Raw genomic sequence first — 23,081 nt, forward strand, 5'->3', positions numbered from 1 at the left:
GAGCCGTCGGTGACGGTCACAGGGCCTGCCTTTTGTGTGTTGCGGGAGAGTGCGGCTGATTGGTGCGTCGACTTACCCCTTGACACCACCGGAGGTCATGCCGGCCACAAACCAGCGCTGGAATGCCAGGAAGATTGAGAGAACAGGGATGAAGGCAACGACGATGAATGCGGCGAAGAGTCCCCAGAAGCTACCGAAGCCGGTGGTTATGTATCGCACTATGCCGTTCTGCACGGTCTTCATGTCTTCTGTGGTGGCGAGGACAGTGCCGACAAGGAAGTCGTTCCAAACGAACACGAAGATGAAGATGGCGACGGCAGCGATACCAGGACGGATGAGTGGGAGGATGATGCGCCACAAGATTTGCATGCGGGAGCATCCATCGATAGCGGCCGCTTCCTCGATCTCCACAGGAATATTCTCGATGAAATTACGTAAGAACAGGATGGTTTGTCCACAGATGATTGCCGTGTAGACGATGATCATCATGGGGTAAGTGTTGATCAATGCGGTTTTGACGAACATCGAGTACAGCGCGATAAAGACTACGATGGCCGGGACCATGGACAGGACCAGAATCCCAGTCATCAGAGTTTCCATGCGGCGGCTCCTATACCTCGTCGCCACATACGCTGCGGGGATGCAAATGGTCAGAGCAAGAACGATCGAGCCGCCGGCATAGATGAGGGAGTTTGCGAAGAATCGGATGTTGGTCGAGGTCAGAAGGCCGACATAGCCCTCGGATGAGAATGGGGCCGGTATCCATCTTGGCGGGAATTCCAGTGTGCCTGAACCGGTCTTGAGTGACGTGGACACAATCCATGCGACCGGGGGGAGTACCACCGCTGCGGAGAGGATGATGTACGCCCAGGCAGGGACTGCCCGGATGAAACTGCCCAAGCGTCGTTGGCGGCGCGGGGTTGTGATGCTCACAAGCTTTCCTTCCGTCGGAAGCGAATGGCGACGAGGGTCAGGGCGATATTGACGGCAAAAAGCAGGATTGCCGTTGCTGAGGCTCCCGAGAGGTCAAACTTGTCGAACATCTGGTTGTAGACCCGCATGGACAAGGTTTCTGTAGACCCGATGGGGCCTCCTCTTGTGGTGACCAGGATGATGGTGACCATCTGCACATAAAGCATGAGAAGGACGACCACAACGGAGACGATGGTGTTGCGCAAGTAGGGCAGTGTGATATTCACAAACTGATGCCAGATGCCGCCGCCGTCCATTTTGAGGCTTTCCCGGAGCTCCTCAGGAATCGTTTGAAGGGCGCCCAAGAAGAGGAGCATGGCTTGCGGGTAGGACCACCAGGCTGTCATCAGAGTTACTGCAACCAGCGCACTGGTCGGAGATGAGAACACGTCAGTGGGACCGAACCCGAGGGACTTGGTGATCGCTGAAGCCGGACCATAGTTGGGGTTGAGGAACCAGAGCCAGATTGTTCCTGCAGTGGCCTGAGACATCAGCCAGGGAAGGAGGAAGAGGCTCCGGACCGAACGCTTGAAGCGGTGAAGGTTGTTGAGCACGATTGCAGATAGCAGCCCCGCCGGCAAAGCGATAACCAAGGCCCCGAGCGAGAACACCAAGGTTGTCCATATGCGGCTCGGCAGGTCGGAGTCTGAGAACAATCGGGCAAAGGAATTCAGACCCGAGAATTTGCCAATCTGGTAATACGACGTCTCGTGTAGGGCCGTCCACGCTGTGTAGATGAGCGGCCCCACAAATACAAAGAGGAAGACGGCGCTGACCGGGAGGACGTAGAGCCATACCATTCGATCCCTACGGACTCGGCGAAAGGTCTGGGTGCCTAAGGGAGACGTTGCGGTCTTGCGTGGGCTGCGGGTGGGGCTTTTGGTTGACATTATCTGTCCCTTTCAGGGGGAGCCTGATTTCCCAGGCTCCCCCTATTTCGGGCGGCTACTTCTTGTTGGCCGCGTCCTGGGCGGAACGAATAAAGTCGTTGCCTGATGAGCCGTTGAGAGTCAGCTTCTGCCCGGCTTGGGAGAGGCCAGTGGCAAGCGCGGTCCATGTGTTGGAATACGTGCGTGGTTCACTGTTGGTCTTGACGTAGGCCGCGATGTCGTTGACGGTCTTCGCCTCTGGAGTGGAGAAGAACGGTTGCTGGTAGGTGGCGGCACGGGTGGGTACCTCACCGCCGGTTGCCATCAGTGCACCGGCTTCCGGCCCGGTCATGTACTCAATAAACTTCCAGGCAGCCTCGGTGTTTTTACTGCCGTTGCCGATGCCCAAGGTCCACCCAATGGTGGTACCTGTCGTGTCGCCGGTACTCGCCTTAGGCAGGGCCGTCCATTTGAGGTCCTTGTTCTGCGAGCCGAAGGAAACCGCTCGTTCTGTGCCCAAGACCGCCATTGCGACAGTGCCGCTCGCCATGCCGTCAGCTACCGTGCCGTACGTGTCAGAAACGACGTTGCTACCAAGAGCCTTTGCGTCCCTGAGCTTGGCCAGGAAGTCACCAAACTCGTTGCCTTTGGCCGTCGCGAAATCAGCTTGACCATCCTTGTTCCAGATTTCCTGATCCACCTGGGACATGAAGCAGTTAAAGAAGGTACTGATGATGGCCGAGTTGTCTGTGTCCGAGAAGCCCGTCCCGAACCCGGTAAAGCCAGCGGCAGCAGCCTTCTTGGCAACTTCAACAACCTCGTTGTATGTGGTCGGGACGGTCGCGCCGATCTGGTTAAGGATCTTTTGGTTGTAGTACAGGGCACAGGTTCGGTATTCGTACGGCACGGCAACCGGCTTGCCGTCGGGCCCCGCAAGAGTGTCGGTGGGACGCAGCCAATCAGTTACCTTCGAAGCGGCGTCAGGCAGCGGGGAGTAGACGCCGGCAGATGCCATCTGGGGAACGACGGGAGTGAACATCTTGAAGACATCAGGGGCCTGACCTGCTGCCGCGGCTTGCGGCAGTCTGTTCAACATGTCGCCCAACGAAACGACGGAGAGGTTGATCTTGATGTCGGGGTTGGCCGCCTCAAACTTGGCAATGTTTTCCTTCAGTGCCTTTGAACGCGGATTAGCCTGGCTGGGATCGAGGAAGTCCCAGTAGTTCAGCGTCACGGGACCTTTGGGTTCCGAAGCTGAGGGTGAACAGCCACTGAGTGCAAGGCCGGCCACAACGGCTGTTACGAGCGCTAAGCCCCATCGCTTTTTGATCATGAATTTCTCCTGTGAATGAGTGTGCTGATGTGGGAGCATGCCGTGCTCAAGCGACGCGTGCTAAATGCGGGGTTTCGACGGTGGGGAGAAGCCGATTGGTTCATCGAGTCTCTCCTTTGAGATCGGTTGCATTATTGGAAGTTGGACTGAGATCGGTTGCTGAGATCGGTTGCACTAAATTTAGGGCCGCAGGATGGCTCTGTCAAGGAAAGATTTGATATAGATCACGAACGGGCTAAATCCCTGACTCAGCCCTAGATGTTGACCTTTGAAAGCTGGAACCTTTCGCCGCCCACTAACACAGGTTGAGCAGCCCAGAGTGAGCAGCCCGTGGCTTGGCGTGCTGGTCTGGGCGCTACGGGATTCACGTGTTCCGTTCTAGTCGCTTGCATCGTGAACGTTACCCCCGAACTGGAACGTTGGATTCTGTTGCAGTTGAAACGTGTGGTCCCCCTCATTCTTGACGTCACCGACCCCTCGATCTCGGCTGCCGTTACCCAGGCACGGGACGTCATTTTCCTGATCAACACCGCCAGCATCAGCGTCGAATCGGACGCCTTGCAGGGACTCTCCGACCAGAAGTTCCGTGACGTCAGTTCTACGCCGATGGGCTCGGGCTACGCCGATTGGATGCATGGACGTCGGGACCCTACGTAGGCAAACTTTACGGCCGTCCCGATGTGAAGGTCAGAGCCCTGATGGTCACCACGGGTGACGGCATTTTCCGGCTGGAACTTGCCCAGGTCGAGGATCCTCCGCCTGCCGTCGATCCATCACAGGCACAGCCAGGAACTGCGCATCTTGCCTTTGCTGGGGCTGACGTCGGGAAGGTGTTCGCCGACATGATGGAGCTCGGGTCCGGTGCATTGTCGGAACCGGTGGAGCCCGCTTCAGGCCCAAAAGCAGGAGGACTGCTGATCTACCTGCTCGATCCAGACGTAAAACAGGGTGGAATTAGACCAGGCACCAGGGTGGCAAGAATGCATCGGGTCCATGAAGCGCACGCTGAGTCTCCTCGATAGCCAGGACATCTCCGCCGAAGAATTCGATCGGATGGAAAGGTCTTGGCAGGAGGAGCGCCGCCATCTGATGTTTTTCTTGCGTGCGGACAGAAAGCAACGTTCCGTACAGTGTTATCCAAACGGTGTCCTACCTTCGGCGCGCAGCCCGACAAAGCTTGTCTACTTAGTGCCCGCCCCCGGAGCGCTTTCAAGTATCTCCAATAAGCCCCCTCCATCGACAAGTCCTCCAGCTCGCCCATGAGGGGAGGCGACAGCGGGCATCAGCAAGCGATCACGTTGACAGCGAGGCCGCCGCGGGACGTTTCTTTGTACTTGCTTTTCATGTCTGCTCCTGTCTCGCGCATCGTCTTGATGGCGGTGTCAAGCGAGACGTGGTGGACGCCGTCTCCGCGCAGGCTGATCCGTGCAGCGTTGATGGCTTTGTTGCTGGCCATGGCGTTGCGTTCGATGCAGGGTATCTGGACCAGGCCACCAACGGGGTCGCAGGTGAGGCCAAGGTTGTGTTCAATCCCGATTTCGGCGGCGTTCTCCACCTGCTGGGGTGTGCCGCCCAGAATTTCGCACAGCGCGCCCGCGGCCATGGAACACGCAGAACCGACCTCCCCTTGGCAACCCACTTCGGCGCCGGAGATTGAGGCGTTCTGCTTGAACAGGACACCTATGGCAGCTGCGGTGAGGAGGAAACGGATCACTGATTCTTCGGTGGCTCCGGGTGTGAACATCATGTAGTAGTGCAATACCGCTGGAATGATTCCGGCAGCGCCGTTGGTAGGGGCGGTGACGACGCGCCCGCCCGTGGCGTTCTCTTCGTTCACCGCCAGCGCAAAGAGGTTCACCCAGTCCACCGCACGCAAAGGATCGCTGGTGTCGTCTTTCGCTTGCAGGTCCGCCAGCAGCCGCGGAGCACGACGGCGGACCATCAGGTTCCCGGGCAGGTGTTCTTCCGTTCGGCTACAGCCGCGTGACACGCACTCTTTCATGGTTTGCCAAATGTGCAGCAGTTTTGCGCGGGTCTGGTGTTCGCTGCGCCAGACGCCCTCGTTGGCGAGCATGATGTCGCTGATGGCCAGGCCTTCACGCTTGCAGTGGGCCAGTAATTCCTCGGCGTTGGAGAACGGGTAGGGGAGTTGTACCGCCTCGGGGAACGACTTTCCAACTCCGTCCTCGCCAACGACGAATCCGCCACCCACGGAGTAGTAGACGCGTTCGCTCAGCACTCTTCCCTGATTGTCGAAGGCTTGGAACCGCATTCCGTTGGGATGCGCCGGCAGTGACTTGCGCAGGTGGAGCACCACGTCCTGGGTTCTGTTGAACGTGATCATTCGGCGCCCTGCAAGCAGTATCTTCCTGGCCTCTGTGGCTTCGTCAACAACGCTGTCTGCCGTCAGTGTGTCTACGGTTTCCGGCGATTCGCCCATGAATCCCAGAATGACCGCCTTGTCTGAACCGTGCCCGCGTCCGGTAGCCCCCAAGGAACCGAACAGTCCGGCATTAAGGCGATCAACGGCGTCGAACTTTCCTTCCCTTTCAAGGTCTTCGACGAACGAGCGGGCCGCGCGCATTGGCCCCACAGTGTGGGACGACGAGGGGCCGATTCCGATCGAAAAAAGGTCAAGGGCACTCAAAGCCATGGAATACCTCCGAAGCAGGGTTGATAGGGATCTTCTACCAGCTTGGGTGGGAATGCGGCCAGCGTCTATCGGAAACTTTTGAACGGAACGTCAAGCAGAACTTAACAGTTCGCCTGATCGCCAACGCGCGTCACGCTTTCGGGCGGGCGTCGGTCGCTTTCCGCAGTTCGTCGACGACGGCGGCTACTGCCGGCGATTCCCGGCTGGCCGCCCGGTGCAAGACAATGATGTTGCGGCCGCAGCTTGGATCTACTCGACGCACCACCAGGTCTTCCGTTTCCCGGCCGAGGTTCAGTTCACTCATCAGGGCGACTCCGAGGCCACCACGGACCAACCCCAAGGTGGCCATCAGGTTCCGACAGTGGGCTATGACGTTCGGCTCGAATCCAGCGTCACGGCAGGTTCGTAGAACGAATCGCTCAAAAACGCTGCCTTCCTGGTCAAGGATCCAGCGTTCATCGGCGTAGTCGGCCAGCGTCGCTGCATCCGGGGCCTCCCGGTCCTGTGGTAGGCAGAGGATAATTTCATCGCGGGCCAGCACAGTCTTGACGAGCCCCTCATCCTGGATGTCGTGCAGGTCGTCCACCACTGCGACATCGATGTGCCCTTCTCTCAACTGGGCCACACTCTCGAACGGCTCAAGGTCGGACACGGTGACGTCGAGTCGCGGGTAGCTGGCCTGAAGGGACATGACGGCGGCGGGCAGCACCGTGCTGCAAAAGCTGGGGAAAGCGCTGATGGCGAGGTGTCCGCGGACATCTGTCTGAAGCTTCTTCAAGTTCGCCTCGGCTGCCTCAACTTCCGCAGCTATCCGGCCAAAATGCTTCACCAGCATGACTCCAGCTTCCGTCAGCCGCACTTTCCGGCCGGCGCGGATCAGGAGCGCCATCCCGGCCTCCCGTTCCAGCACGGCCAACTGCTGGCTGACCGCCGACGTTGTCATATGGAGCTTGGCGGCAACGGCCGTCATGGTTCCCTCAACCTCAAGGGTCTTGAGTATTTGCAGGCGTCGGATTTCGAGCACGGGACCTCCCAGGGTTTAGGACCACTTAACCTCAGAACTGAGGCCTCAGCTACTTTCCGAGGACGGGTGGACGAATCCCAGCGTCGCGGCCCCTTGTTCATCGATGAGCCGGCCGAGGTGCTTGCTCATCCTGAACACTACGCTGCGGTCAACGATGCGGGCGCTCGGCACAGCAGCTTCCATGGCAGCCTCGAAGCGCATGACATCGGACATTTCCTTCAGCCAGACGGCCACCACCAAGTTGTACTGGCTCGCGACGGCCAGAGCCGTTCGGGCTTCAGGAATCTTAGCCATGAGTCCTTTCATCTGCTGAACGTGCTTGGCGGCGGTCCGCATGAAGTACCAGGCGTAGACAGGCCAACCCGTGACCGTGCGTGCGACGTCCGTGCGTATCCGCAGCATGCCATCGGCGCGCATGCGGGCCAGCCCATCCGCGACGCGCTGTTCGCTTAGTCCATGTTCTGCGGCAATCCGGCTGACGGGGCGCCGGCCATCTTCGGCCAGGCAATGGCGGAGCGCTGCTTCGACGTCAGGGTGCACGGTCCGCGGCGCCCTTGCCCGTGGTGGGCGAGGGCGGGGGACCCTGGCTGCCTCCTGCGTTGTGAGGGCGCGGAGCCTCCAATCGGAGGCCTCCATGACTACTTCGGTAACGAGATGCGTCTGGGTGTTCCTGACGCCTTCCAAGCCGCCGATGCGGTTGGTGACTGTGTCCCAGATGGAGAGCGGGGTGTCGGCGAGGACCGTGGCCAATAGATCCCGTCCGCCGGAGGTGTGGTCGAGGGTCATCACTTCCGGGATCTGTGCCAGTTGGCGGGCCACTTCGCCCGTTTGCTGGGGTTTGCACGTGATGTCCACCAGTGCCGATGCTCCGTCGGGGAAGATACCGGTGACCCATGCGAGCCCGCGTTCCCTCAGGGAGTCCCAGCGCCTGGCGAGGGTTACGGCGTCGACTCCGATCATGGGGGCCAGTTCACTCCACGGCGCCCGACCTTCGATCTGAAGAGCATGGATGAGACGCTCTTCGAGGGGATCAAGCATGTTTTCCGGCATAGACAACAGATTATCCACGGAAAGCTGCAATTTCATCAATTGGAAACACGGCACTTCCATGATGTTGTGATCCCGTTCACTTCTCATCACATCGGAGCGCACATGCGTACAACGGCGCAGAAATCCACCACGGCGGCAGGAGCCGTCGGTTTCCTGGTGGTCATGGAGCTTGGCAGTGGCATACTTCAGGGCTGGCTGAATCCTCTGTTCTCTTCCATTGGTGAACACCATGGAGTCTCGGCAGCATCGCTGAATTGGATCAGCGCCGCCTACTTGTTGGCGACAGTGTTGGTGGTCCCTTTGCTGTCCAAGCTGGGTGACATCCACGGCCACAAGCGGATACTCATGATCTCCACGGCTATCGTTGCCGCGGCTTCCGTCTTGGTTGCCTTCGCCCCAAACTACGAACTGTTCCTTCTGGGACGTGCTATCCAAGCCCCGCTGGCCGTTTTCCTCCCCTTGGAATTCGCCATCGTCCATCAACGCGATTCTGAACGCTCCGGGCGAAGCATCGGCAGGCTCGTGGCGGCGTTGACCCTCGGCGCAACGATCGGCGGTTTCCTGGCCGGATTTGTCCTCGACGCGACTGAGAGCCTGTCCATCACTCTGTTGATGCCAGCGATCTTCATGGCCCTGTGCGTCCCCGGCATCGCGTTCTTCGTCAAGGAAAGCCCGCTGCGGAGCAAAGGCCGGGTGGATTATCTCGGTGCTGCACTGCTTGGCGGTGGCTTGGCTGCTCTCCTGGGAGGCGCTTCAAATCTCTCAACATGGCCGCCGCTGACCACGGCCCTCGCGATGTCGGTCGGCATTGCCCTCCTGGCCGGCTGGGTGGTTTCAGCCCGCAGGACGGAACACCCCCTGGTGGACCTCACCATGCTCCTTCGTGGCGGCATTGGTCTCCCGATTGTCGTCGCCTTCCTTTACGGCGCGCAACTGTTCGGCGCGCAAGCACCCATCTCCGTCTACCTGCGCTCCGATCCGGCCACGCTGGGATTCGGCTTCGGCGCTGCAGCCTCTGCCGCGGGAACAATGCTCAGCATCATGGCGCTTGCAGCCTTCCTGGGTGCCTCATTCAGCGACCGGGCATCCCGGCTGATCGGCGGCCCACGGAGTGTCGCTCTTGGAGGAGGGCTCAGCGCCATCGCGTACGTCCTGATGATCCTTGCACCAGGTACCCTGGTGACCTTCGCGGTATGGCTCGTCATGGCCGGGCTCGGCTCCGGGTTGGTCAGCGGCACGCTCCCCACTTTGGTGGTCCAGCGCGCAGCAACCGATTCAGTAGGTATCGCCTCGGGGCTATACAACACAGCCCGCACCGCCGCCGGAGGAGTCGCCGGAGCACTTTTCGCGCTTCTGATGGCAGCGCTCACCACTCCAACCGCCGCCGGAACGCGGGCGGCCACCGAGCTGTCCTTCCACGCCGTCTGGTGGATCTGCGCCGGAGTCTGCGTCCTCTTCGCAGTGGCCGTGCTCTTCATCCGCCAAGCCCAGACCACACCGGTCGAATCAACCACATCGTCATCGAATGTCGACGACGTCCTCGAACCTGCCAACTAATTCACCTCGACACGAAGGATCAACAATGACCGTTTCCATCGACACCACCTCCCAAGACACCTTGCGCGACACCGTACGCGAGTCCGCTGCCGCCGTCGGGCCTTCCATCCTTGAACTTAGCCACAAGGTCCATGCACTGGCAGAGATCTCCTGGGAGGAACACGACTCAGCAGCGGCCGTGGCCGCTGTCCTCCGCGACGGCGGCTTCGAGGTGACCGAACGCGCCTATGATGTTCCGACGGCGATCGAGGCCGTCTACGGGACCGGCGAACTGACCGTGGTCATCTGTGCCGAATACGATGCCCTCCCCGAAGTCGGCCATGCGTGCGGGCACAACATGATCGCCGCAGCCGGCGTCGGCGCTGCGCTGGCCCTTAAGCCCGTGGCCGACGCCGCCGGACTGCGGATCAAACTCCTCGGCACTCCCGCGGAGGAACACGGCGGCGGAAAAGTCTCGCTGCTTCAGGCCGGAGCGTGGGAGGACGCAGCGTTCTCCCTCATGGTGCATGGCATGACGGGCACTGAGCGGAGCGCGGCGGCCATCGGCATGGCCGCCGTCGAGCGCTTCGAAGTGCAATTCAAAGGCAGCGAAGCCCACGCAGCAGGCGCCCCGGACAAGGCCATCAACGCTGGCGCGGCGGCGAGTCTGGCGCTGATGAACATGGCCGTCCTGCGGCAGCACCTGCCGGAGAACGCAAACACCAACGCCTTCATCTCGCACGGCGGCGGTGCCACCAACGTCATCGCCGGCGACTCCACCGTTCAGGTGGAAGTCCGCGCCGGAGACGTTGATGTGTGGCGGGACCTCAAGCGGCGCGTCCTCGCGTGCTTCGAAGGTGCAGCCATCGCCACCGGCTGCACATGGACGCACCGGCAGACCGAACACCCTTACGCTCCCATCGACACCCACGCCGGGCTGGGCAAGGCATGGGACGCCAACATGGAAGCCGTCGGAAGGCCCGTGGACACGACGCCCATCTTCGGGGGTGGTTCCTCCGACATGGGCAACGTTTCCCAGGTAGTCCCGTCCGTGCACGGCATGGTGGTGGTCCGCAACAGCACCGCGGTGCCGCACCACCCGGACTTCACCGCCGCCGCCATCTCACCGGAGGCGGACGAAGCCATCCTCGACGGCGCCACCGTCCTGGCACTAACGGTTCTGGATGCGGCTCTGGACACCTCACTCCGGGCCGAACTGCTGGAACTCCAGGCTGGGCGCGTGACCGGTGCCACGACGGTGACGCTGGAAGCCTGATTTCCGGAGGTTGACCGGTGGCGTCTCTTAGTCGAAACGCTAAGGGGCGCCACCTCGTCGCGGTCGGGCCGTGCGCAGCGCGACAGAGGGGGCGGCTTCGTTTGACGCAAAACATACGAAGTTGCTGTGTCCCTGCTACTAGGTCAGGGGTAGGCGGAGGTAAATGAGCAGTGGGGACAATGATGCTCCTATTCTTGTCAATGGTCGCTGGACCAGGCGCCGTTAGGCTACCGTGGCCTCCACTCCGGCTTCAAGGGTCGCTGCCGCGATCGCTGCGCGACGGCCTGGGGCCGCCCTTGACCCCGGAGCCTCGGTGTCCACGGTCAGGTTGGAAGCACCCGGTTCACCGGTGGATAGGGCGTCTGCGCGTGCGCGGTGGATTGGGAGTTGAGCCAGGTTTCGTAGCGGTGGTGGACGTCGCAGGGTGGGACAGTCCTCGTTCCAGACGGGACAGTGTGGTGGGCCAGACGCTCAGGGCTTCGGCTGCTTCTTGGAGGGTCAAACTTGGCGAACCCTCGAAAGAGTATGTGGCGGATCCGCCCAGGACCCAGCGGTTGAACCGGTTGCTTCCGGAGCGCTCGGTTCGCCGCTGACGGTACCTATGTCGGGGGCGGGGCTGCGAGGACGCGCTGCCCCCTTTTTTAATAGGAACTCAAAGTTTTTTAATAGGAACTCAAAGGGGAGCCTTCTTAAGTCCGGTTAGCGGCATGGGTTGGAAATTATCTTCGCGGAGTCGGACCGATATTTGGATGAACCTGGGTCTCTCCCAATTGCCACCAGGGCTATGCCTAAAGCCCCGGAGGCATCCCTTTTTGGGTCCCGCTTCTAGAAATCCATCTCCAAAATAGTTCTGGATAGCGCGATGGCGCGGTCGGTAAGAGCCGTGAGTTCTTCGTCGTCAGGGTCTGTAGATGCCCACCGTGTGGCACCTTCCAGAAGGGTCATCACCACTCTTACGCGTTCTTCAGGTTGCTTAAATCCCATATCAACGGCGGCGGCTACGTACATGTTTTCGTGGAGCGAAACCCAATCATCCACCTGGGCGCGCAAGTCCGCCGGAAGGATTGTTGCCATCCTGTCGGTGGCCACCAATAGGTCCCACAGGTTGCTTTCCGGAAGCGTCACCTGTCGAGTGAAGTGCAGCCTGACCATGGCGTCCCAGAACGCCCCTGCCGATTCCGCTTGGTCAACGGCCTCTAGAAGTGCCACGCCAAACCGGTGAAAGTGCCAGCGTAGTGATTCCGCCACGATTTCGTCCCTGCCGCCTGGAAAATGCGAGTAGAGGCTCGGCGGTTTGATGTTGACGGCGTTGGCGATGGTCCGCATGGATACGGAGTTGAACCCGTTGGCGATGGCGAGTTGCAAGAAAGCCTCGAGTATGTGTCGCCGAGAAGCTCCCTGACCCGCCCAGTCCCACTCTTCCAAGCGGTGGGCGAAGGCGTCGCGGGCGGCTTTGTAGGACGTGCTGCTCATGATTTGACCCTAGCAGTTGTGATGCCGGCAGCCTGACTGACGGACGCACCCTCGGCATCCAAACATGAAGCAAATTTGATGAAGACTCTTGGCTAACGACCATTAGTTAGCTATCCTGAAAGAGGCGCAAAGCAGCACCTGCTGGCTCCGCCGTCATGAGTCAATAGCGGGAAGGAACGAATCATGTCAGGCGACGATTCGAACCGGGGGGCCAGAGGAAGCAGCATGATCTTTGGCAGTGGGCTTTCGGGCATGGTTGCCGCATATATCAGCGCCAAGGCGCTGGAAGACGATGCAGCTCACAACGAAAGCTGGCACGCGCAGCAAGCCTTTCGACCTAAGGGCCAAGGCTGGGTAAGTAGATGGCTTCCCTCCCGCCGCGGTGGTACTACTACCGCCGTCTCTTGAATTCCGGGCTCCACCAGAAAGAACTAATGCCATGGCCTCTGCCGAAGTACTTTCCCCCTGGCTGCCGCAAGAGTCGATGCGCCAAATAAACCGGCTACGTGAACTCTTCCTCATGCAACCCCACGCCGACCTCACCGGTGTTCGTCCCATCGTGGCGCGCTCTTGGTACAGAAGTCGGGCTGCGGGTGTCGATGCCGTGGTGGACCGGGGATTCTTTGACGAGGGCCGCGTGGACGAATACACCATCCAGGCGGCCGGTCCACACCTCCAGAAACTGGACGAGGTTGCCGCCGACCTTGGCGGCTACGTCAACCTGACAGCGCCTAACGGTGTACTGGTCAAAGCGGACTTCCTGCGGGATGACGGCTTCCCTGCCGGATATTCACTGCTGGAGGAAAGCTGCGGGAGCAACGGTGAAGGTCTGGCACTGGAAGAAGGACGCGGTGTCTGGCTCGCGCCGGAGGAGCACTTCCGCGAGGACATGCGGGGTAACTGGTGCTTTGCTTCCCTGGTCCGGGACCCGTTCCACAACAGGGTTCGGGCTGTCATCGGGCTCACTCTGCCTGCCAACAGGGTCTCCACGCTGGAGCCGTCGTCCACTTTGTTGATGCTCGAGGGGGTGGCTTCCAGGATTGAGCGCGACATTGAGGTCCGGACGTCGTCCAAGGAACGGGCGCTGCTCAGCGAGTACTTGAGGGTCTCCCGCCGCAGGGGAAACCGTGCCGTGATTGCGCTTGACGGCAAGAACTCCCTCCTCAACGCTTCCGCAACGGCTACGTTGGAGGACGGCGACGTCTCCGTCATCTCTGGGTACGCGAAAGCGGTGATGTCCTCAGGCCGCGAGCTGAATTGCGAGGTGTCGCTCCAAGGGCCTGGGCTCTCCACCTTGGAAGTATCACCAGTCACATTGTCTGCGGCTAATGTCGGGGCGATCGTGGTTGTCCGGCCCCATTCGCCTGCCAAGGAGCGCACTGCCGAGCCGGGAAGTAGCCAGGTCAACCCGCAGAATTCCCTGCCGGACACGGCGGGCCGTCTCCTAAAGCATCTTGACGGGACGAGTATGGGATTCAAACGCACCTTGAACCTGGCTCGAAAGGCTGTAGAACAGGATCGTTCGGTTGTTGTCATCGGCGAGCTGGGTAGCGGGAAGCGGAGGCTTGCTGGCGCCATTGCCGCCATGCGTGGCGAGCAGATGGTGGTTGATGCCAGGGGTGGCGCGCTCCGGAATCCACAGCTCAGGGATGTCATCCATCGTGTATCCACGGAACTGCCATCCACGCTGATCGTTGAACATGCCGACGAACTTTCACAAAGCGAAGCCACTGAACTCGCCCGGAACCTGCGGGGCAACGCCACCACCAAACTCGCATTCACTATCACGCACCCGACCGACGCCACCCTGATTCTCTCTGAAGCCTTCAATGTCCTCGAGATCTCAGTTGAGCCCTTGCGCAACAGGAGGGAAGACATTCCGCAACTTGCGAACGCGATCGCTGAAGAGATGGGGGATCGCAGGTTGTCCCGCCGGCTTCTCACAACGTTGACGCACGCAGACTGGCCCAGAAACATCGACCAGCTACGCGCAGTGGTGTCCAATGCTGTTGAACGGGCCGGTGGTGCAGAAGTAACTGTGGACGACCTCCCGCAGGGCTTCCAGAGGGTCTTCACCAAGGGGCGGTTGTCCCGGCTGGAGGACGCCGAACTCAGCGAACTCCGGACCGCTCTCCAGGAAGCCGCCGGTAACCGAAGCCTGGCGGCGGAGACCTTGCAGATTGGCCGTTCCACCCTTTACCGTCGCATGGACTATTTCCGCAGCCGAGGGTTCGACCTCTAACTTTGAAACCGGTTAAAAGCAGCCGGCCACGGCGTGTGGCCGGCTGCTTTGTGTCTCCATCGATCCCTGCAGGCGGATGGGTGGGACAGTATCCCACCCACGTGTCTCGATTTGGTACGGATGGGCCTGGGCATATCGCGTTCTACTTGAATTCACCCGGACACCGGCACCTTCCAAGGGGTGCTTGGCAGATGAAGAGGGTACAAAACGAACAGGACGGCGACTATGACCCGCGATGCCCAGGGAACCATTCTTGTGGCCCCCCACCACTTTCCGAACCTGGACCGCGAGCACGCGCTCGCGGAGGAGTTCGGTTACACGCTAAACCCGGCTGCCGATGTCGAAGCCTTCCGTGAAGGACTTCCCGAAGCCGACATTGTGATGATCACTCCTTACGCGAAACTCACCGCTGCGGACTTCCCTGTGATGTCCAAGTGCAAGGCTGTCATCCGCTATGGAATCGGCTATGACAACATCGATGTCGCCGCAGCTACGGCGGCAGACATCCCGGTGTCGATTGTCCCGGGGACAGCTTCGGAGGAAGTGGCTTCGCACGCTTTCGCCATGGGCTTGGCATTGGCCCGCAGGCTGCCCGCAGGAGATGCATCGATCCGGGATCTCGGCTGGGCCGGAACCATTGGCTACGACACGCCGGTACTGTCCGAGCTCGAAGTCGGCGTCCTCGGAATGGGGCGCATTGGCCAGCACGTGGCCAGGATGTACCAAGCTGTTGGCGCCCGGGTAAGGGCCTACGATCCGTTCGTGACGGACAGCTTTGTAGGGCTGACCGGACTCGAGGACATTCTCGAAAACTCCGACGTCGTTTCACTGCATCTGCCGCTGACCACAGACACGGCAAACCTTGTTTCCGGGGATGCCCTGGCACGAATGCGCAAGGGGGCAGTGGTGGTCAACGTTTCCCGCGGCGGACTCATCGATGAATCGGCTCTTGCCGAAGCTCTCGCCTCGGGTCACATTGCCGGTGCAGGCATCGACACCTTTGCAGAGGAGCCCCTGCGTGACGGGCACCCTCTCCGCTCAGCCCCGAACACCATCCTGACTCCGCACATTGCGTGGCGTTCCAACCGCTCCACCGGGGCCTTGCAGGACGGAGCCGTGGAACGGGTTCGCCTGGCCCTGACCGGGCAACCGCTCATCGACCTCGTGAACTGAAAAGACTGGAGAAAAACCAATTGGGAACAAATAACCACCTGGAAAAGGTCGCGGAGCGCCAGCCCGCGGAGGATCCACATTTGCGCAGGGGACCCCGCGGCTTCCCTCTGCTGCCTGGCGGCTACGGCCGTTCAACGTATTACACGGGAGCTCCGAGCCCGTACGCCATCCGAGGGGAGGGGTACCGCGTCTGGGATGACCGTGGCCGGGAACTCATCGACGCGAATAACAATTTCACGTCGCTCATCCATGGCAACGCGCACCCCGAGATCACCGAGGCCGCTACGAAGGCGCTCAGCGCCGGCGCCAGCTGGGGAATTCCCAACCTCTACGAGTGGGAACTGGCAGATCTCTTGTTGTCCCGGCTGCCTGATCTTGACCAGGTACGATTTGCCAACTCCGGCACCGAAGCCGTGATGTCCGCCATCCGCATCGCCAGGGCAAGCACAGGGCGCGAACGGGTCATCGTCACCAAGGGCGGCTACCATGGTACGTCCGAGGTGGCCTTGGTTCCTGGCGGGCCGGCATATCAGCGCGGAGTCACGCGCGGCGTGATCAAGGACGTCACCGCGGTGCCGCTCAACGACGTCGACATCCTGCGCCAGGAAGTTGAAGCCGCACCGGATTCCTACGCCGCGATCATCTTGGACCTGCTGCCCAACAGGGCAGGTCTTCTCAGGATCTCCGAGGACTTTGTACGCACTGCCCGTGAGCTTGCGACGCGGTACGGGATTGTGCTGATCATTGACGAAGTCATCAGCCTGCGCCTCGGATTCAAGGGCTTCAGCGGTGAATACGGCGTTTCACCCGACTTGCTGACCACCGGCAAGTTGATCGGCGGCGGTTTCCCCGTCGGCGCTGTGGCCGGACGGGCTGAGCTTATGGCAGAGGTCGACCCGACCCATCCGGGCAGTCTGCCCCACGGCGGAACTTTCTCCGGAAATCCGGTAAGCATGGCTGCGGGAGCAGTCGCCTTGCGCCTCTTCACTCAAGAGGAAGTGAAGAGGCTGAACCACCTCGGTGACACCACCCGCGACGCTGTGAACCTGAAGATCGCCGACGCCGGTTGGGAAGTCCGAGGCCGAGGTTCGCTGCTCCGCGCGGTTCCAGCTGGCGCGGAGAAGGTTGACGAAAAGACCCAGCACGAGCTCTGGTGGGCTTCCTACGAGCGGGGATTGCTCGGTTCGCCTGCCAACCTCTTGTCCTTGTCCACCCCCATGGACGAGAAGGTCGCGGGGGACATCGCAGAGCGCCTGGTCGAGGCCGTGCTCGCCGTTGCGGGACGGACCCCGGGCATGGAAGGCGGGAAGTAGCCATGAAGATTGTCTCGTACCACCATGAGTCAGGCGTCCGTGGGGGAGTGCTGATCGACGATGCTGTCTTTGATCTGGAACTGCTCCTCCAGGGCTCAACTGAGGCAGTCCACGGTGCGACTACTTCGGTTCGTGAGTTCCTGGAGCTCTACGGCGACCTTGTTCCTGCGATCTCGGCCGGGATCAGCAGTCTCGCCGCCCAAGACCCGGTGGCCCGGGTGGGCGCGGTGACGGAGGTTCGGTTGAGCACCCCGGTCACGGATCCAGCCAAGGTGCTCTGCATCGGTCTCAATTACAAGGACCATGTGGCGGAAACCGGCCGGGCCTTCCCGGAATATCCGGACGTGTTCGCAAAATTCGCCTCCACCATGGTGGGTCCAGAGGACGAAATCGGAGGGGCCCAGGTCAGCGGCAATCTCGACTTCGAAGGAGAAGTTGCCGTTGTCATTGGCCGGCGGGCAAGTGTGGTCCCTGAAGAGGAAGCACTCGATTACGTTGCAGGCCTTGCTCCACTGAATGATGTCACAGCACGCGACCTCCAGTACCGCGGGACGCAGTGGCTGGCCGGCAAAGCCGTTGACGGCTCAACCCCTTGGGGCCCGGCACTGGTGACGCTGGACGAAGTAGGAGACCCGCAGGAACTGGACATCGCTACACGGGTGAACGGCATCGAAGTGCAGCGTTCCAACACGCGATACCAGATCTTCTCCATCGCCCGCGTCGTCTCCTATCTGTCGAGCTTCCTCACCCTTGAACCGGGAGACGTCATTGCCACCGGTACTCCGCAAGGCATTGGTGCAAAGCGGAATCCTCCCGTTTGGCTTGAGCCGGGGGACACGGTGGAAATCGAGATCGAAAAAGTAGGGCTGCTCCGTAACCGCGTCGGCAAGCCCCAGCTATAACCCCTCCAACTCTACGAAAGTTAGAAACCCATGAGTGAAGTACAGACACAATCAGGTGAAGCGAGGTACCGCATCGCCGTCGATACCGGTGGCACGTTCACGGACGTGGTGGTCGGATCGAACACAGGCGACATGGCCGTTGGTAAGGCATTGACCACCTATGACCGCGTTTTCACCGGCTTCGAAGCCTCTGTTCGCCGGGCGGCCGAATCGGTTGGCTGGAGCGGGGATGACGTCCTGCGCAACGCGGATGTGATTGTCTATGGCACGACGCATGCCACCAACGCAGTTCTGACGGGCAAAGTTGCCAAGACGGCCCTGTTGACCACGGACGGGTTCGCCGACACCCTGCTGCTGCGTGAAGGCGGCCGCCGGGATGCCTTTGACTCCAAGGCTGCCTACCCGCCGCCGTACATCCCGCGTCACCTGACCTTTGAGATCACCGAACGCATTTCTGCTGAGGGCGATCTCCTGGTGCCGCTGGATGAAGAGCAAGTGCGTGAGGTTCTGGAATCCTTCAAGGAAAAGGGAATCGAAGCAGTGGCCGTTTCCTTCCTCTGGTCGATCATCAACGACGCACATGAAAAGCGCGTCGCGGAGCTCATCCAGGAAATCCTGCCTGGTGTTCCCTACACGCTGTCCAACGAGGCCAACCCGACCATCCGCGAATACCGCCGCTCCTCGGCAGCCTCGATCGACGCCTCCCTGAAGCCGCTCATGGCAGACCACCTGGGCAAGCTGCGGGCCGACCTCCAGGAGTACGGTTTCGGTGGTGACCTGCTGGTGGTTACCTCCGAAGGTGCGGTGCTCGACGTCGCGGATGTCCTGGACCGGCCGGTACTTTTGCTTAACTCCGGTCCGTCCATGGCACCGCTTGTTGGCGCGGCAGCTGCTCCGGAGCGGGACACGGTAGTGGTCTGCGATATGGGCGGGACCACCTTCGACGTATCCCTTGTTGAAGAGGGCGTTGTCCGCCATACCCGGGAAGCATGGCTGGGTGAGCCCTTTGTGGGGCATCTGACCGGCCTGTCGTCCGTGGCCGTCTCCAGCATCGGCGCCGGTGGCGGCAGCATTGCGTGGATCGACGGCGGTGGTCTGCTTCGCGTGGGTCCCCAGAGCGCCCGCAGTACTCCAGGTCCGGCCGCCTACGGACGCGGTGGCGAGGAGCCCACCGTGACTGACGCGTGCGTCGCACTGGGCTACCTTGACGCTGATGGTTTTGAGGGTGGGTTCACGCTGGACCGCGAGGCGGCTGTGCGTGCCATCGATACCCGCATCGCTGGCCCCTTGAATATGGACACCTTGCAGGCCGCACAGGCGATCCTGGACGTCTCCGCCAACCATATGGCCACAGCAATCCGCCAGGCTTCACTGGAACAGGGTGTCGACCCCCGGGGCGCCCTGATTGTGGCAGGCGGTGGCGCAGGTGCCATGGTGGCGGCCGCCATCGGTGTCCTCCTGGAGGCTGACACTGTCCTGATTCCCGCGACCGCCGGCGTGCTCGCCGCGTACGGTGCCCATCGTGCTCCGATCGCTACGGAATTCCTCTCACCACTGCACAACGACACCCGTAGTTTCGACGCCGGGTCCGCCTCCCGGGCTGTTGAGGACCTGACGGCCAAGGCCGAGGTCTTCGTGAAGCGGTTCGACGGCGTGGGCGACGCACCCAATGTCACCTACTTCGTCGATGCCCGCTACCCGGGCCAGGCATGGGACTTGCGCGTTTACCTGGACGCTGCGCCGGACACCGGGGGCGACGCTGCCGGAATTATTGAGCGCGCCTTCCACGAAGAGCACGACCGTCGCAACGGTACCCACGACCCGGATAGCCGAGTGGAGATCATCACTTGGGGCGTCCGCGTGGAAATCCCGCGGCCAGAGCATACCAAGGATCAAGCCGAGGTCAGTCGTGAAACCGAAGTCCACCGTACCGACTCCATCGTGTTCGGCGGCGCGAGCTTCAGCACCCAGCGCTATCGCGGCGTCACCCTTGCACCGCGGGACAAGATCGAAGGTCCTGCCGTCATCGACCAACCCACAACCACCATCGTGGTGCCACCTGAGTGGAACGCCACGCTCGACGAACGATCCAACATCTACCTCACCCGTAAGGAGGCGTAAGAAGTGACGCGCGAATTTGATCCCGTAAAGCTCTCGGTACTCGCCAACGCATTTGACGGCATTGTCCGCGAAATGACCAGTGGTCTGTTGCGTTCTGCCCGCTCCTCTGTCATCAACACGGCCCGCGATTTCTCCTGCGCCGTGTTAACAGCAGACAACCAGTTGCTGGCAGCAGCAGAGGGTGTCCCAGTACATGTGTTCGGGGCCGGCCCGCTCGGCGAAGACATGGTGGAACTGCATGACGACATCCGGGAAGGTGACGCGTTCCTCCACAACGACCCTTACATGGGCAACTCCCACGCTGCCGACCACGTGATCCTGGTGCCCGTCTTCATCAAGGGACGCCACCTCTTCACCGCCGTCACCAAGGCCCACCAAGCCGACTGCGGCAACTCGCTGCCCACAACCTTCTTCGCGACAGCCCGGGACGTGTATGAAGAAGGTGCCCTCATCTTCCCGTGTGTCCGGGTTCAGCGGGACTACACGGACATCGACGACATCATTCGCATGTGCCGGTCCCGCATCCGCGTACCCGACCAGTGGTACGGAGACTACCTCGCCTCAGTCGGTGCATCGCGCATCGCCGAACGCCGCATCCACGAGCTCGCCGAAAAGTTCGGAGTGGAAGACCTTGTGGACTTCGTGGACGCCTGGTTCGACTACTCCGAACGCCTCACCGCCAGTGCGATCGAAACACTCCCCGAGTACGTCCTCCACGGCTCATCGGTCCACGATCCCTTCCCCGGCACCGGCCCGGACGGTGTCCACCTGCAGGCAACCCTTGAGGTGAAACCCAAGCAGGGCAAGATCGTCATTGACCTGCGCGACAACCCGGACAACCTCCCCAACGGCCTGAACCTCACGAAGGCCACGGCCACTGGCGCTGCACTGGCAGGTATTCTGTCCGGCATCCCGGAGAACCTCCCGAGTAACGCGGGGACCTTCCGCCGGGTGGAAGTGCTGCTGCGTGACGGCTGCGCCGTTGGAGTCCCCAAGCACCCGTACTCCTGCTCGTCGGGGACCACCAACCTCGCCGACCGGGTGGTAAACATTGTCCAGGCCGCCTTCTCCCAAATCGACGACGGCTACGGCACCGCAGAGGGGGCTGCCGGGCAGGCACCCGCAAAGTCGGTCATTTCCGGAATCGACGAACGCAACGGCAACGCCTACGTCAACCAGATTCTGGTAGGCGGCGTCGGCGGACCGGCCACACCTTACGTTGACGGTTGGCCTACTTACCAGCGTCCTGTTTGTGGCGCACTCCTCTACCACGACAGCGTCGAGGTAGACGAGCAGCGCTACCCCATCCTGGTTCACGAACGCACTCTGGTGGCTGACACTGGGGGAGCCGGCAGGCAGCGAGGAGGTCTCGCGACCCGGGTGACAATGGAACCCCGTGGGGAAAGCGTCACTCTTACGTACGGCATTGAGGGCAAGATCAATCCGCCGAAGGGCGTCCGGGGCGGTTACGACGGATCGGAGCCGTCAGCCTGGGTTGAAGACCTCAAGACCGGAGAACGCCGTGAGATCCCCGTGGTGGGTCGATACGACCTCCAGTCCGGTGAAAAGGTCGTATCCATCACCCCAGGTGGTGGTGGGTACGGTGATCCGCTGGAACGCGACGTCCTGGCGGTCCTTGACGACTACCGCGAATCACGGGTTTCCCTGGAAGCGGCAGCTGCACAATACGGCGTGGTCATCACCAACGGCGCCATTGACGAAGCAGCCACGGCAAAGACCCGCCAAGCGCGTCTGGTCGGCTAGACGTATCAGCCATAGCAACTCATTCCGGGGCGAGGTATAGTCCTCGCCCCGGACGGTTTCACTAACTACTGACGGAGATACACATGGAACCCATTCGAGTCGGCATCATCGGCGTCGGAAACGTTCTCAACCAATACTTGGACAAGATCGGCGTCCACCCGGACGTAAAGGTCGTGGCGCTCGCCGACGTCAACGCGCAGGCTGTTAAAGCCCGGGCAGCAGAATACTCGGTTCCCAAGGCCCTCACGCCGGACGAACTGCTCGCCGATGACGAGGTTGAGTTGGTGCTCAATCTCACGCCCCCGAAGCTCCACGCACCGGTAACCCTCCAAGCCATCGCCGCAGGCAAGCACGTCCTCTCGGAAAAGCCGTTTGCCACCTCCTTGGAGGAAGCCCGCCAGATCCTGGACGCAGCCCGCGAGGCCGGGGTGAGAGTGGGTTCGGCGCCAACCACTTTCCTGGGTTCAGGCATGCAGACCAGCCGAAAGCTCATAGATGACGGCTGGATCGGTGAGCCACTGGCCGCCTTCGCGTCCTTCGCATGCCGCGGCTACGAGCACTGGCACCCGAACGTCGACCCCTTCTACAGCCCCGGTGCCGGCCCGATGCTGGACATTGGGCCCTACCTGATCACCAACCTGGTGAACTTCTTCGGTCCGGTTAAGCGGGTTTCTGCGACCACGCCGCGGTCATCTGAGACCCGGCCGCGTCCGGGCAAAGAGGGCGAAGTCATTCACGTCAAAACCCCAACGCATGTCACCGGCACTCTCGACTTCGAGTCCGGTGCGACCGCCACCGTCATTGTCAGTTGGGACATTTGGAACCACAATCTGCCGCACTTGGAGATCTACGGAACAGGTGGCTCCCTGGCTGCACCGAACCCGGACCACTTCTCCGGCGCGCCCGTGCTTCGCCGTGGCGAACCCGGTGACCTGGCTCTGGACATGACTCCTCCGGGTGGAGGCGACTGGCGGGAAACGCCCATCACCCACCGGGATGACGCCTATCGCGGCATCGGCTTGGCTGAATTCGGCTATGCCATCCGCAAGGGTCTGGAACCTCGCACAGGAGGCGCCTTCGCGTACCACGTGCTCGAAGTCCTCCTCGCTTTCGAGGCTTCCTCGGAGCAGAGCCGCCACATTGAGATTGAAAGCACCTGCGAGCGGCCACGGCCGCTGCCATCTGTGGGGCCGCAGGAGCCCTTCCGCTTCGACTAAAGAGACAACAAGAAACAGCAGCCGACGACGGTACTTACGTGCCGCCGTCGGCTGCTTTTTTCTGACCTCTGCTGTTTTCCGCTGAAGATCGCGGCCGCGTATCAAAGTGGGACACACCAGCGCTTCACCACAGTGAAAACCTGAAGTTCGGGCGAATCGGTTT

17 protein-coding genes are annotated in these 23,081 nt (G+C 61.2%); 10 read left to right on the plus strand and 7 right to left on the minus strand.

Annotated elements, in window-relative coordinates; genetic code table 11:
- Nucleotides 1–72: 72 nt before the first annotated feature.
- From LDN75_RS11945 to LDN75_RS11955, 3 genes are all read right to left on the minus strand, one after another.
- Nucleotides 73–933 carry a carbohydrate ABC transporter permease gene (locus LDN75_RS11945; RefSeq protein WP_223932517.1) on the minus strand — a complete coding sequence of 287 codons (861 nt, stop codon included), beginning with the start codon at nt 931–933 and terminating at the stop codon, nt 73–75.
- The gene (locus LDN75_RS11950) at nt 930–1,772 is read right to left on the minus strand and encodes a sugar ABC transporter permease (protein WP_223932518.1); all 843 of its coding nucleotides are present in this window, start codon (nt 1,770–1,772) and stop codon (nt 930–932) included. The genes LDN75_RS11945 and LDN75_RS11950 overlap by 4 nt, the downstream gene beginning before the upstream one ends.
- A gap of 145 nt (nt 1,773–1,917) precedes the next feature.
- A complete protein-coding gene (locus tag LDN75_RS11955; protein ID WP_223932519.1) occupies nt 1,918–3,174 on the minus strand; it encodes an extracellular solute-binding protein in 1,257 nt (418 codons plus the stop codon).
- Between the two features lie 393 nt (nt 3,175–3,567).
- Here LDN75_RS11955 and LDN75_RS11960 point away from each other — a divergent pair, with 393 nt between their 5' ends.
- Nucleotides 3,568–3,831, plus strand: a complete 264-nt coding sequence (locus LDN75_RS11960) for a hypothetical protein (RefSeq protein ID WP_223932520.1) — start codon at nt 3,568–3,570, stop codon at nt 3,829–3,831.
- A 625-nt stretch (nt 3,832–4,456) separates the two neighbouring features.
- On the opposite strand, the gene LDN75_RS11965 is transcribed toward LDN75_RS11960, so the two are convergent.
- The 3 genes from LDN75_RS11965 to LDN75_RS11975 all read right to left on the minus strand — a co-directional run bounded on the left by LDN75_RS11965 (nt 4,457) and on the right by LDN75_RS11975 (nt 7,889).
- Nucleotides 4,457–5,827: an L-serine ammonia-lyase gene (locus LDN75_RS11965; protein ID WP_223932521.1), complete on the minus strand. Its 1,371-nt coding sequence runs from the start codon at nt 5,825–5,827 to the stop codon at nt 4,457–4,459.
- A 130-nt stretch (nt 5,828–5,957) separates the two neighbouring features.
- Complete coding sequence (locus LDN75_RS11970; protein ID WP_223932522.1) at nt 5,958–6,851, minus strand: LysR family transcriptional regulator; 894 nt, start codon at nt 6,849–6,851, stop codon at nt 5,958–5,960.
- Between the two features lie 45 nt (nt 6,852–6,896).
- Nucleotides 6,897–7,889, minus strand: coding sequence for an Lrp/AsnC family transcriptional regulator (locus LDN75_RS11975; RefSeq protein ID WP_223932523.1), 993 nt, complete (start codon nt 7,887–7,889; stop codon nt 6,897–6,899).
- 114 nt (nt 7,890–8,003) lie between these two features.
- Between LDN75_RS11975 and LDN75_RS11980 the strand changes: the two genes are divergently transcribed.
- On the plus strand, nt 8,004–9,458 hold the full coding sequence (locus LDN75_RS11980) for an MFS transporter (protein ID WP_223932524.1): 1,455 nt from the start codon (nt 8,004–8,006) through the stop codon (nt 9,456–9,458).
- A 25-nt stretch (nt 9,459–9,483) separates the two neighbouring features.
- The gene (locus tag LDN75_RS11985) at nt 9,484–10,713 is read left to right on the plus strand and encodes an amidohydrolase (RefSeq protein ID WP_223932525.1); all 1,230 of its coding nucleotides are present in this window, start codon (nt 9,484–9,486) and stop codon (nt 10,711–10,713) included.
- An 825-nt stretch (nt 10,714–11,538) separates the two neighbouring features.
- On the opposite strand, the gene LDN75_RS11990 is transcribed toward LDN75_RS11985, so the two are convergent.
- Nucleotides 11,539–12,186 (minus strand): TetR/AcrR family transcriptional regulator, encoded by a 648-nt coding sequence (locus LDN75_RS11990; RefSeq protein ID WP_223932526.1) that lies wholly within the window; start codon nt 12,184–12,186, stop codon nt 11,539–11,541.
- A 439-nt stretch (nt 12,187–12,625) separates the two neighbouring features.
- On the opposite strand from LDN75_RS11990, the gene LDN75_RS11995 reads away from it, so the two are divergent.
- The 7 genes from LDN75_RS11995 (at nt 12,626) to LDN75_RS12025 (ending at nt 22,918) form a co-directional block, all read left to right on the plus strand.
- Nucleotides 12,626–14,428 (plus strand): helix-turn-helix domain-containing protein, encoded by a 1,803-nt coding sequence (locus LDN75_RS11995; protein ID WP_223932527.1) that lies wholly within the window; start codon nt 12,626–12,628, stop codon nt 14,426–14,428.
- A gap of 225 nt (nt 14,429–14,653) precedes the next feature.
- Nucleotides 14,654–15,601 carry a C-terminal binding protein gene (locus LDN75_RS12000; protein ID WP_223932528.1) on the plus strand — a complete coding sequence of 316 codons (948 nt, stop codon included), beginning with the start codon at nt 14,654–14,656 and terminating at the stop codon, nt 15,599–15,601.
- Between the two features lie 20 nt (nt 15,602–15,621).
- Nucleotides 15,622–16,914: an aminotransferase class III-fold pyridoxal phosphate-dependent enzyme gene (locus tag LDN75_RS12005; RefSeq protein ID WP_223932529.1), complete on the plus strand. Its 1,293-nt coding sequence runs from the start codon at nt 15,622–15,624 to the stop codon at nt 16,912–16,914.
- Between the two features lie 2 nt (nt 16,915–16,916).
- Entirely contained in the window at nt 16,917–17,816 is a 900-nt protein-coding gene (locus LDN75_RS12010; protein WP_223932530.1) for a fumarylacetoacetate hydrolase family protein, read from the plus strand.
- A gap of 30 nt (nt 17,817–17,846) precedes the next feature.
- On the plus strand, nt 17,847–19,937 hold the full coding sequence (locus tag LDN75_RS12015) for a hydantoinase/oxoprolinase family protein (RefSeq protein ID WP_223932531.1): 2,091 nt from the start codon (nt 17,847–17,849) through the stop codon (nt 19,935–19,937).
- Between the two features lie 3 nt (nt 19,938–19,940).
- Nucleotides 19,941–21,701 carry a hydantoinase B/oxoprolinase family protein gene (locus LDN75_RS12020; RefSeq protein ID WP_223932532.1) on the plus strand — a complete coding sequence of 587 codons (1,761 nt, stop codon included), beginning with the start codon at nt 19,941–19,943 and terminating at the stop codon, nt 21,699–21,701.
- Nucleotides 21,702–21,784: 83 nt separating this feature from the next.
- Complete coding sequence (locus LDN75_RS12025) at nt 21,785–22,918, plus strand: Gfo/Idh/MocA family oxidoreductase (protein ID WP_223932533.1); 1,134 nt, start codon at nt 21,785–21,787, stop codon at nt 22,916–22,918.
- Nucleotides 22,919–23,081 lie beyond the last annotated feature (163 nt).

This window comes from Arthrobacter sp. StoSoilB5, from assembly GCF_019977235.1.
Taxonomy (GTDB): domain Bacteria; phylum Actinomycetota; class Actinomycetes; order Actinomycetales; family Micrococcaceae; genus Arthrobacter.